At 71.4% G+C, this 11,569-nt stretch carries 10 protein-coding genes; 7 read left to right on the top strand and 3 right to left on the bottom strand.

Going from position 1 to position 11,569, the window contains the following annotated elements; genetic code table 11:
• Positions 1-1,610: class III lanthionine synthetase LanKC (gene lanKC, locus ACFW2E_RS28960; RefSeq protein ID WP_384470015.1), on the bottom strand; the 1,610-nt coding region annotated here is incomplete at its 3' end.
• Positions 1,611-1,797: 187 nt separating this feature from the next.
• Between lanKC and ACFW2E_RS28955 the strand changes: the two genes are divergently transcribed.
• The 3 genes from ACFW2E_RS28955 (at position 1,798) to ACFW2E_RS28945 (ending at position 6,131) form a co-directional block, all read left to right on the top strand.
• Positions 1,798-4,248 (top strand): SpoIIE family protein phosphatase, encoded by a 2,451-nt coding sequence (locus ACFW2E_RS28955; RefSeq protein WP_384470014.1) that lies wholly within the window; start codon positions 1,798-1,800, stop codon positions 4,246-4,248.
• Positions 4,249-4,329: 81 nt separating this feature from the next.
• Entirely contained in the window at positions 4,330-4,605 is a 276-nt protein-coding gene (locus ACFW2E_RS28950; protein ID WP_384470013.1) for a hypothetical protein, read from the top strand.
• 110 nt (positions 4,606-4,715) lie between these two features.
• Positions 4,716-6,131: a cytochrome bc complex cytochrome b subunit gene (locus ACFW2E_RS28945; protein ID WP_384470016.1), complete on the top strand. Its 1,416-nt coding sequence runs from the start codon at positions 4,716-4,718 to the stop codon at positions 6,129-6,131.
• On the opposite strand, the gene ACFW2E_RS28940 is transcribed toward ACFW2E_RS28945, so the two are convergent.
• Positions 6,067-6,450, bottom strand: a complete 384-nt coding sequence (locus ACFW2E_RS28940) for a cytochrome c oxidase subunit 4 (protein WP_384470012.1) — start codon at positions 6,448-6,450, stop codon at positions 6,067-6,069. The genes ACFW2E_RS28945 and ACFW2E_RS28940 overlap by 65 nt on opposite strands.
• Positions 6,447-8,129, bottom strand: a complete 1,683-nt coding sequence (gene ctaD / locus ACFW2E_RS28935) for a cytochrome c oxidase subunit I (RefSeq protein ID WP_384470011.1) — start codon at positions 8,127-8,129, stop codon at positions 6,447-6,449. Before ctaD ends, ACFW2E_RS28940 begins: the two co-directional genes overlap by 4 nt.
• Before the next feature lie 100 nt (positions 8,130-8,229).
• Between ctaD and ACFW2E_RS28930 the strand changes: the two genes are divergently transcribed.
• The 4 genes from ACFW2E_RS28930 to ACFW2E_RS28915 form a co-directional block, all read left to right on the top strand.
• Positions 8,230-9,297: a glucose-1-phosphate thymidylyltransferase gene (locus tag ACFW2E_RS28930; protein ID WP_384470010.1), complete on the top strand. Its 1,068-nt coding sequence runs from the start codon at positions 8,230-8,232 to the stop codon at positions 9,295-9,297.
• Positions 9,294-10,265: a dTDP-glucose 4,6-dehydratase gene (rfbB, locus tag ACFW2E_RS28925; RefSeq protein WP_384470009.1), complete on the top strand. Its 972-nt coding sequence runs from the start codon at positions 9,294-9,296 to the stop codon at positions 10,263-10,265. The genes ACFW2E_RS28930 and rfbB overlap by 4 nt, the downstream gene beginning before the upstream one ends.
• On the top strand, positions 10,262-11,122 hold the full coding sequence (gene rfbD, locus ACFW2E_RS28920) for a dTDP-4-dehydrorhamnose reductase (protein ID WP_384470008.1): 861 nt from the start codon (positions 10,262-10,264) through the stop codon (positions 11,120-11,122). The genes rfbB and rfbD overlap by 4 nt, the downstream gene beginning before the upstream one ends.
• 115 nt (positions 11,123-11,237) lie before the next feature.
• The coding region (locus ACFW2E_RS28915) for a hypothetical protein (protein WP_384470007.1) at positions 11,238-11,569 on the top strand (332 nt) is incomplete at its 3' end.

Below are 11,569 nucleotides of genomic sequence, written 5' to 3'. Positions count from 1 at the left end.
CTGGGGAAGAGCCGGTCGTCCCGCTCGGGGGTGGCCGCGGCGAGGATCGCCTTGACCATCGAGTCGCGGCTGTACGGCCAGTCGCCGGGATCGACGGGCCGGGCCGGGCCGAGGGAGGGGACCGGGTTCGGCGGCGCAGCGCCCCTCCCGGCCCCGTCCGGGCCCGGAACGCTCCGGGTGATCTCGGCGACCGCCTCGTCCAGGAAGGCGCGCGGCACGTCCGGGAACTGCTCGGCGACGACGTCCGCCAGGTGCGCGGCCTTGCCGCGGTCCACCACGAAGAGCGTCGTGACGGGCAGGAACAGGGCGAGCCGCAGACAGGCCAGCGCATAGCGGTCCACGTCCGCGCCCCTGCGGTCCGGCGGGGCGAAGAAGCCCGGGTGGGCGACCACCTGGCGGCCGTTCTCCGCGGCCGGTGCCGCGGCCTCGAAGTCGATCAGGAAGACCGACTCCTCGTCGGGCGCGACCATGATGTTGAAGACGTGCAGGTCGTTGAAGACGATCCCGCGGGCGTGCACGGCCGCCACCGCCTTCTCGACCGCGCGGTGGATGCGCAGCGCCCACGCGGTGTAGTCGGCGACGGCCCGGGGGTCCGGGTCCGGGGTGAGCAGCGGGTGGCGCGCCGCGAAGAAGGAGTTGAGCGGGCGGCCCTCCAGGAAGTCCATGACCAGGAAACGGTGGCCGCCCAGCGTGAACCAGTCCCGCACCTCCGGCACCACGCCCGTCCCGGCGACCCGCTCCAGGGCCGCCTTCTCGCGCTCGAGGCGCGCCACCGCGTCCGCCCCGTCGGCGGCCAGGCCCGCGTGCGGACGCCCCTCCTTGAGGACCACCCGGCGCCCGCTGCGCGTATCGGTGCCCCGGTACACACCGCCGCCGTTGGAGAAGTGCAGCGCCTTCTCGATGCGGTACGGCAGCTGGCCCACCGTCGTGGTGTTGCGGGCCGCCAGATGCGGCTCCAGGAAAGCGGGCAGCGTCACCCACTCCGGGACCTGGAAGGACGGCGCCCGCCGGTCCGGGACCGGTGTGCCCGAGCCGTCGCGCACCGCCGGCACCAGCGAGCCGCGCTCGTCGACCACGTAGGAGCGCGCGAAGGCTCCGTAACGGACGTAGAGCGGACCGTCGCCCCAGCGCAGGTCGGTCAGGATGTACGGCCCCTCGAAGCCCTCGAGGAGCGCCCCCAGCTCCCGCAGGACCTCCCGGAGCCGGTTCTCGTCGGCCGGGTAGACCGTGACGAACTTGCCGCTGGTGTCGCGGCCCGCGTACTTGGCGTTGCGCAGGTGCAGCAGATGCGGTCCCGGCACGAACTTGAACGGGATGCGGCGCGGCACGCAGTAGTCCCGGACGACCGCCGCGATCCGGTCCGCGTTCGCCGCGGTGGCCGAGACATGGACCTTCCAGCCCTGGGCCGGTGCCGGCAGCGGCGTCCCGTCCTCGCCGAGCGGTGTCAGGGTCAGCCAGTCGCCGGTGCGCCCGGCGTGCCAGCCCTCCGGCACCGGTCGCCGCGCCGTGTCGTACAGCGGCGCGGTCTCCGCCCCGCCCGCCGAGAGCCGTTCGGGCGTGTCGTAGAAGTGACCGTCGGTGAGCGCGTACACCTCGTACCGCTTGTCCATGCCTCCCCCTCCGTGGCCCGGCATCGACCCTTCCAGGCGGCCGGCGGTCGCGGACAGTCACGCCTGTCACGAGATCACCGTGCGGAACGCACGGGTCAAGTCATGTTCGGCGCCTTTCGAGCGTCAGAGGGCCGAGGGCTCCACGGAACGGTCACAGGGGCTGCGCAGGCGCCCCATAAGCGCTGTAATGGCGGACGTGGTCAGTGAGGGCGCTGCGGTACGCAGAACGAGGAGGGAGCGTGCCGAAGTTGCCCTTGAAACGGTCAGGGGCGATCTCGGCTCGCCGGACCGGCTGCACCGCGTCATCGAGCAGGCGCTGGTTTTCGCCGGGGCGGCCTTCGCCGGTGTGTACGTGCCGGGCGACGACGGTGCGCTCCGCCTCACCGAGTCGGCGGGGCTGCCGCGGACTCTGTACGGGCTGCGGGACAGCTATTCCGCCTCGGGACAGTCCCCGACGGCCGAGGCGCATCGCACCGGGCGGCCGGTGTGGCTCGGCCCCGACGAGCTGGCCGCGTGCCCGGAGGCGCGGCGGACACCGTCCCCGGACTTCTCCGTGGCGGTCCTCCCGGTGCGGGCGGACGGCGGGGGCTGTCTGCTCGCCGTGAGCGAGAGCGCCGACGGCTTCGACACCGAGGACCGCAGATGCCTCGAGCTGATCGCCGCGGCGGTCGCGCTGCCCGCCCCGCCTGTGGCCCCCGAGACCGGCGAACTGCCCGCCGACACCTTCAGCCTGGCCATGGACACCGGCCGCGTCGAGGTCGGCGACGAGATCCTGGACCTGTTCGGGATCGGCCGCGAGGACTTCGACGGCAAGGTCGAGACCCTGCTCGGGCTGACCGTGCCCGAGGACCTGCCCGCGCTGATGTCCGTGGTCGAGGCGGACCACATGTCCATCGGCGACCGCGAGCTGGAGTTCCGCGTACTGCAGCCCTCCGGTCCGCCCAAGTGGCTGCGGCTGCGCGGACGGCTGCTGACCGGCGGTGAGGGCCAGTCGGCGCTCCTGGTCGGCACCGTCGCGGACGCCTCGAAGCTGCGCTCCGACGTCACCGACGTGGCCCGGGTCCAGCGGCTGGCCGCGGCGCTGGCCACCGCCGGCACCGTCAAGGACGTCGGCCAGGCCGTCGTCACCGCCCTGCGCAAGCCGCTCCAGGCCGACCGGATCGCGCTCGCCGAGCTGGAGAACGAACGACTCGTCGTCACCGTCCTCGACCCGCCCGAGCCGGAGGCCTGGCCGGAGCTGTGGCGCTCGGAGTGGCGCACCGAATGGCCCGACGCGCCCGTCCGCGCCATGCCCACCCTCGCCTCCGCCCTGCGCGAGGGCCGCGCCCAGATCTGGCCCGCCGGCACCGCCCTGGAACCCGCGCTCGCCGAGGTCGGCCCCGGTGGCCTCGCCGTCCTGCCGCTGCCCGCCGGCGGCCGCATGGCCGGCGCCTGCCTGATCGGCTGGGACGCCCCGCACGAGTTCGGCCCCGACGAACGCGCCCTGCTCACCGCCTCCGCCGGTCTGGCCGGACAGGCCCTGATGCGCGCCCACGCCTTCGACGCCGAGCACGAGCTCGTCGGCATGCTCCAGCGCACCCTCCTGCCGCGCCGCCTGCCCAAGCTGCCCGGCGCGGTCGCCGTGGCCCGGTATCTGCCCACCACGGCCGGGCTGGAGGTGGGCGGCGACTGGTACGACGTGATCCCGCTGCCGGACAACCACGTCGCCCTCGTCATCGGCGACGTCCAGGGCCACAGCGCGGCCGCGGCCACCCTGATGGGTCAGATGCGCACCGCACTGCGCGCGTACGCCGCCGAGGGTCACTCGCCGGACGTGGTGGTCTCGCACGCCAACCGGCTCCTCCTGGAGATGGAGTCGGACCTCTTCGCCACCTGCTGCTACGTCGAGGTCGACATGGAGGAGGGCACCGCCTGGTGCGTGCGCGCCGGACACCTGCCTCCGGTGCTGCGTCACCCGGACGGCGCCACGGAGATCGTCGAGACCGAGGGCGGCCCGCCGCTGGGCGTGGTCACCCAGGCGGACTTCCCCATGACCCCGCTGCGGCTCCAGCCCGGCACGGTGCTCGCGCTGACGACGGACGGCCTGGTGGAGTCCGTCGAGGCCGACATCGACCAGGGCATGGACCGGTTCGCCGGGGACCTGGGCGCCGCCGACCCGGCCCACCTCGGCCTGGTGGCGGACACCCTGCTCGGCAACGCCCACCGCAGCGACGACGTCGCCCTGCTGCTGCTGCGCTACGACGGCATGGCCGTGCGTCCCCTCCGGGAGAGCTGGACGGTGTGGCGGGTCCCGGAGGCGGTCCGGCACGCGCGCCGGTTCACCCGGCGGACCATGCGCTCCTGGGGCGTGTCCGACGAGGACCAGGACACCGTGCTGCTCGTCGTCTCCGAGCTGGTCACCAACGCCCTCGTGCACACCGACGGCAAGGTCCGCCTCGACCTCACCCTGGTCAGCCAACGGTTCCGGGTCGCCGTCGCCGACGCCTCGCCCCGTACCCCGGTGAAGCCCACCAACATCGGCTGGGAGGCCACCGGCGGCCGGGGCATCCTCCTCGTGGAGGCCGTGTCGGCGTCGTGGGGGACCGTGCCGGTGAGCGGTGGCAAGCAGGTCTGGGCCGAACTCGCGCTGGAGGGCTGACCCGCCACACGGGTGTGGGTGCGGCGCCCGCACGGCATTGCGTGAGGGCTGCGGGCCGCTGCCGTGCCTAGGGTCCTTGCCGTGTCACACACCTTCGAAGAGCTCGTGGCGAAGCGGCGCGCGGCCGAACTGGCCCATGCCCAGGTCCTGGAACTGCGGGACACCTACGGTCCCCCGGCCGAGGCGCAGCTGACCGGCGCCCGCAAGGAGACGTACGAGACGGCCCTGCGGGCCTGGCGCGACCTGGACCGGGAGGTGCGGACCGCGCTGAGCGAGTACGCGAGGGACGAGGGCCGGCCGCGGCCCGAGGTCGAGGCGGAGGTGGAACGAGCGGCGGCGACACCGGAGGGCGCGTGAGCCGCCCCGACTCCGGTCCGGACCCCGGCACCACCCGCCGTCCCGCCGGCCGGGGCGAGCGGCTGGCCGACGCCGCGGACGCGCGGCTGCCGGTGCTGGAGGGCGGGGCGATGCTGCGCAAGGCGTTCCCCGACCACTGGTCCTTCCTGCTGGGCGAGCTGGCGCTGTACAGCCTCATCCTCCTGGTGCTGACCGGAGTGTGGCTGACCTTCTTCTTCAAGCCGGAGATGCGGGAGGTCGTCTACGCGGGCCCGTACGTCCCGCTGCGCGGGGTGCGGATGTCGGCCGCCTTCGACTCCACCCTGTACATCAGCTTCGACGTGCGAGGCGGCCTGCTGATCCGTCAGGCGCACCACTGGGCGGCGCTCGTGTTCGTCGGCGCGATCGGGCTGCACATGCTCCGGATCTTCTTCACCGGCGCGTTCCGCAGGCCCCGTGAGCTGAACTGGGCCATCGGGCTCACGCTGTTCGTGCTCGCGCTCGCCGAGGGCTTCGCCGGCTACTCGCTCCCCGACGACCTGCTCTCCGGCACCGGCCTCAGGATCGCCCAGGGCATCATGACGTCCATCCCGGTACTGGGCACGTACTTCGCCTTCTTCGCCTTCGGCGGCGCGTACCCCGCCCACGACATCGTCGCCCGCCTGTACTCGCTGCACATCCTGCTGCTGCCCGGCGCGCTGATCGGCCTGGTCACCATGCACCTGATCCTGGTCTTCCACCTCAAGCACACACAGTGGCGGGGGCCGGGCCGGTCGAACCGCAACGCCGTCGGCAAGCCGCTCTTCCCCCGGTTCACGGCCTCCTCCGCCGGACTGTCCTTCGCGGTCTTCGGTGTGCTCGTCCTGATGTCGGCCGTCGCCCAGATCAACCCGGTCTGGCTGTACGGTCCCTACCGGCCCGACCAGGACTCCACCGGGTCCCAGCCCGATTGGTACGTCGGCTTCCTGGAGGGCGCGCTGAGACTGGTGCCGCCCTGGGAGACGAATCTGGCGGGTCACACCCTCATGTGGAACGTCCTGCTCCCGGCCGTGGTCCTGCCCGGACTGCTGTTCACCGCCCTGTACGCCTATCCGTTCGTGGAGCAGCGGCTGACGGGGGAGTGGGACCGGGAGCGGCACCTGTGCGACCGGCCCCGCGAGCGTCCTGTGCGCACCGGCCTGGGCGTCGCCGGGACCGTCTTCTACGGCGTGCTGCTCCTCGCCGGCGCCAACGACGTCATCGCCCAGACCTTCCGGATCTCGGTCGACACCCTGACCTGGGTGCTGCGCGTCGCCCTCGTGCTGGCACCCGTCGTCGCGTTCCTGGTCACCCGGTGGCTGTGCCGGGCCCTGACGGAGGCGGAGCGGGAGCGTCTGGACGAGGGCGTGTCCACCGGAGACGTGCGGCAGACGCTGGCGGGCGGCTACGAGAGCGACCACCGTCCGGTCGGCGACTTCCGTCCGGGCGCGCCCAGGAGGCCGATCAGCGGTCCGCGTACTGGAAGACCATCCCGAGGGCACCGCGCGCCAGTACGCCGAAACCGATGAGGAACAGCCACAGGCCGTAGACCACCCCGGTCGCGAGGACCGCGAAGCCGAGCGCGGTGACCAGCGGCCAGAGGCTCTGAGCGGGGAAGAACTCCAGGGGCCCGGCGCCGTCGGCCACTTCGGCGTCCGGGAGGTCCTGCGGGCGCCGTCCCCTGCGCACGTACTGCACGGCGCAGAAGAACGCGATCACGGCGGCCATGCCGAAGGCGACGATCAGCGCCGCCGTACCCGCCGGGTCGCGGGACCACACGCCGTAGAGTGCGGCGGCGCCCGCGAAGAACACCGCGACACCGCCGAACAGCATGGCCTCGGTCTTCACCGCAGTCCCTCCCTCTCGGCCCGCCGGACGATCTCGGGGCGGTGCAGGTCGAAGGCGGGGGACTCCGACCGGATCCGGGGCAGCGCCACGAAGTTGTGCCGTGGCGGAGGACAGGAGGTGGCCCACTCCAGACCGCGCCCGTATCCCCACGGGTCGTTCTCGGTGACCTTCGGCGCCCGGTGTGCCGTACGCCAGACGTTGTAGAGGAAGGGCAGGGTGGAGACACCGAGCAGGAGCGCCCCCGCCGACGAGAGGGCGTTGAGCAGCGTGAAGCCGTCGCCGGGGAGGTAGTCCGCGTACCGGCGGGGCATCCCGGCCTCGCCGAGCCAGTGCTGGACGAGGAAGGTCAGCTGGAACGCCGGGAACAGCAGCCAGAAGTGCAGCTTGCCCAGCCGCTCGTCCAGCATCCGCCCGGTGAACTTGGGCCACCAGAAGTAGAAGCCGGCGAACATCGCGAACACCACGGTGCCGAACAGCACGTAGTGCAGGTGCGCCACGATGAAGTACGAGTCGGTGAGGTGGAAGTCGAGCGGCGGCGAGGCGATCAGCACCCCGCTCAACCCGCCCAGCAGGAACGACACCAGGAAGCCCAGCGACCACAGCATCGGGGTCTCGAACGAGAGCGACCCGTGCCACATGGTCCCGATCCAGGCGAAGAACTTGATCCCCGTGGGCACCGCGATCAGGAACGACATGATCGCGAAGAAGGGCAGCAGCACCGCGCCGGTCGCGAACATGTGGTGCGCCCAGACCACCGCGGACAGCATGGTGATCGCGATCGTCGCGCCGATCATCGGCAGGTACCCGAACATCGGCTTGCGGGAGAACACCGGCAGGATCTCGGAGATGATGCCGAAGAACGGCAGCGCCACGATGTAGACCTCGGGGTGCCCGAAGAACCAGAACAGGTGCTGCCACAGCAGCGCGCCCCCGTTCGCGGCGTCGAACACGTGCGAGCCGAACTTGCGGTCCGACTCCAGCGCCAGCAGCGTCGCCGTGAGCACCGGGAACGCGGGCAGCACGAGGATGGAGGTGAACAGCACGTTCCAGGTGAAGATCGGCATCCGGAACATGGTCATGCCCGGCGCCCGCAGGCACAGGATCGTGGTGATGAAGTTGACGGCGCCCAGGGTCGTCGACACACCCGTCACCACGAGCCCCATCACCCACAGGTCACCGCCCGCGCCCGGGGAGAAGTAGGCGCTGTTCAGCGGCGCGTAGGCGAACCAGCCGAACGCGGCCGCACCGCCGGGCACCACGAACCCCGAGACCACCATCAGCCCGCCGAACAGGTACATCCAGTACGACAGCGCGTTCAGGCGCGGGAAGGCGACGTCCGGGGCGCCGATCTGCAGCGGCATCACGGCGTTGGCGAACCCGGCGAACATCGGGGTCGCGAACAGCAGCATCATGATCGTGCCGTGGATCGTGAAGAACTGGTCGTACTCCTGCACGCTCAGGAACTGCAGGCCCGGGCGGGCCAGTTCGGCGCGCATCCCCAGGGCCAGCAGGCCTGCCAGGAGGAAGAAGCAGAACGCCGTGACCATGTACAGACGGCCGATCACCTTGTGATCGGTGGTCGAGGCCCAGCGCAGCAGCGCGCGCCCGGGCCGGGGCGCGGGGGTGGCGTAGCGTTCGGCAACCTCGTAGGAATCCGAAATTTCCGACAGTTCTGACATCGTGCGTGACGCTACCCCACGCCATGGCGACATGCTCGCCCGACAAACCGTCAAGGCAAACAAAGGTCCGTTCGGGGCGATCGTGGATAGTGTGGGGCGGATGAAGGCTCTGGTGCTCTCCGGCGGTACCGGCACTCGGCTGAGGCCGATCACGCACACGTCGGCGAAACAGCTCGTCCCCGTGGCGAACAAGCCCGTGCTCTTCTACGGGTTGGAGGCCATCGCCGCGGCGGGCGTCACCGAGGTCGGGATGATCGTCGGCGACACCGCCGCCGAGATCGAGGAGGCGGTCGGCGACGGTTCCAGGTTCGGCCTGGAGGTCACCTACATCCCCCAGGAGCGGCCCCTCGGCCTCGCCCACGCGGTGCTGATCGCACGGGACTTCCTCGGCGACGACGACTTCGTGATGTACCTCGGCGACAACTTCGTGGTCGGCGGCATCAGCGCGCTCGTCGACGAGTTCCGTGCCGGCCGCCCCGCCGCCCAGATCCTGCTCACCCGCGTCGCCGACCCCCGCTCCTTCGGAGTCGCCGAACTCGGCCCGTCAGGACGGGTGATCGGCCTGGAGGAGAAGCCGGAGCACCCCAAGAGCGACCTCGCACTGGTCGGCGTCTACCTCTTCACGCCGGCGGTCCACGACGCGGTGCGGGCCATCAGGCCTTCCTGGCGGGGCGAGCTGGAGATCACCCACGCCATCCAGCACCTCATGGACACCCGGGCCGACGTCCGCTCCACCGTCATCAAGGGCTACTGGAAGGACACCGGCAACGTCGGCGACATGCTGGAGGTCAACCGCACCGTCCTGGAGAGCATGGAGCGGCGGATCGACGGCGACGTCGACGAGCGGTCCGAGACGGTCGGCCGGGTGGTCGTCGAGGAGGGGGCGTGCATCGACAACTCACGGATCGTCGGTCCCGTCGTGATCGGCTCCGGCACGGTGGTCAAGGACTCCTACATCGGCCCCTACACCTCCATAGCGGAGAACTGCCGGATCACCGGCAGCGAGCTGGAATTCTCCATCGTGCTGCGGGACTCCTCCATCGACGGGGTGGGCAGGATCGAGTCCTCGCTGATCGGCCGGCACGTCGAGGTCACCCCGGCAGCCGGAACGCCCAGTGCCCACCGCCTCGTCCTCGGAGACCACAGCAAGGTGCAGATCCGTTCATGAATCTTCTCGTCACCGGCGCCGCCGGGTTCATCGGCTCCACGTACGTCCGTACGCTCCTGGCCGCCGAAGACCCCGGCGCGCCGCACATCACCGTGCTGGACAAGCTCACCTACGCCGGCACCCTCACCAACCTCCCCGTCGGCCACCCCAGGCTGGAGTTCGTGCAGGGCGACATCCGCGACGCCGACCTCGTCGACAAGCTCATGGCGGTGGCCGACCAGGTCGTGCACTTCGCCGCCGAGTCCCATGTGGACCGGTCGATCGACGGGGCGGCCGAGTTCGTGCTCACCAACGTGGTCGGCACCCAGACGCTGCTGGACGCGGCGCTGCGCCACGGCGTGGGCCCGTTCGTACACGTCTCCACCGACGAGGTCTACGGCTCCATCGAGTCCGGCTCGTGGCCGGAGACCCACCCGCTGGCCCCCAACTCCCCGTACTCCGCTTCCAAGGCCTCCTCCGACCTGCTCGCCCTCGCGTACCACCGCACCCACGGCATGGACGTGCGCGTCACCCGCTGCTCCAACAACTACGGCCCGCACCAGTTCCCCGAGAAGGTCGTCCCGCTGTTCGTCACCAACCTGCTCGACGGCGCGAAGGTCCCGCTGTACGGCGACGGACGCAACGTCCGCGACTGGCTGCACGTCGAGGACCACTGCCAGGGCGTGGAGCTGGTCCGCACCAAGGGCCGCGCAGGCGAGGTCTACAACATCGGCGGTGGCACCGAACTGAGCAACAAGGAGCTCACCGGTCTGCTCCTCGAGGCCTGTGGGGCGGACTGGGACCGGGTCGAGTCCGTCACCGACCGCAAGGGCCACGACCTGCGCTACTCCGTCGACTGGAGCAGGATCCGCGACGAACTGGGGTACCGTCCGCGCCGCGACTTCGCCACCGGGCTGGCCGAGACGGTCGCCTGGTACCGGGACAACCGGGCCTGGTGGGAGCCGCTGAAGCGACGGGAGTCCCGATGAGGTGGCTGGTCGCCGGCGCGGGCGGCATGCTCGGGCGCGACACCGTTGCGGAGCTGCGCAGGCGCGGCGCGGACGTGACCGGCCTGGACCGCACCGCACTGGACATCACCGAACCCGACGCCGTGCGCCGCGCGTTCATCGGGCACCACCCGGACGTCGTCGTCAACTGCGCCGCCTACACGGCCGTCGACGACGCCGAGACCGACGAGGCGCGGGCACTGCGGATCAACGGCCACGGCCCCCGGGTGCTCGCCCGCGCCTGCGCCGAACACGGTGCCCGCCTGGTGCACGTCTCCACCGACTACGTCTTCGACGGCGCCGAGCGCGCCGCCCCGTACCCGGAGGACCACCCGCCCGCCCCGCGCACGGCCTACGGCCGCACCAAGCTGGCCGGCGAGCGCGCGGTCCTCGAGGAACTCCCGGGTGCGGGCGCCGTCGTGCGCACGGCCTGGCTGTACGGCGCCCACGGCCGCAGTTTCGTGCGCACGATGCTCGAACTGGAGGCCCGCCGCGACACCCTGGACGTCGTCGACGACCAGCGCGGCCAGCCCACCTGGAGCGCCGACGTCGCCGCCCGGATCGCGGACCTCGGCACCGCGCACGGCGTCTTCCACGCCACCAGTTCCGGCGAGGCCAGCTGGTACGAACTGGCCCGCGAGGTGTTCCGCCTCAGCGGCGCCGACCCCGACCGGATCCGGCCCACCACCAGCGAGGCCTACCCCCGCCCCGCACCCCGCCCCGCCTACAGCGCCCTGGGCCACACCCGCTGGCGGGAGATCGGCCTGAAGCCGCCGCGGGACTGGCGCGCGGCCCTGCAGGAGGCGCTGCCCCGCATCCGCGAGGAGATGTCCCGGTGAAACGGGCGGGTCGCGCGCGGACGAGAACGTGCGTCCTGTGCCGACCCCGGTCGCACGCAGTCCGTTCCACCGTTCAGTGCCCAACCGGTACGACCCGTGAAAGGAATGTTCCGCGATGTCGATACGCACGACCGTGAAGTCCGTCCTGGGTGAGAAGAACGTGCGGGCCCTGCGCCGGCTGCAGCGGCGTCTCACCGGAAAGGGGGCCAAGCCGGCCAAGCCGGTCGGGCTGGAAGCGATCTCCGACGATCTCAGCAAACTCGCCCTGCACTTCAAGACGGACAAGTGGGGAACGCACCGTTACACCCAGCACTATCAGCGTCATTTCCAGCACCTGAAGAACGAGTCGTTCAAACTTCTGTCACTCGTTATCTGCTGTTACAAACGCCCCGGCCAGGGCGGGGCTTCGCTTCGCATGTGGAAGCCGGTCTTCCCGAAGGCGCAGAT

It is taken from the genome of Streptomyces sp. NPDC058964 (assembly GCF_042741275.1).
In the GTDB taxonomy this organism is placed as follows: domain Bacteria; phylum Actinomycetota; class Actinomycetes; order Streptomycetales; family Streptomycetaceae; genus Streptomyces.
This window is presented reverse-complemented; position numbering and strand designations above follow the sequence as displayed.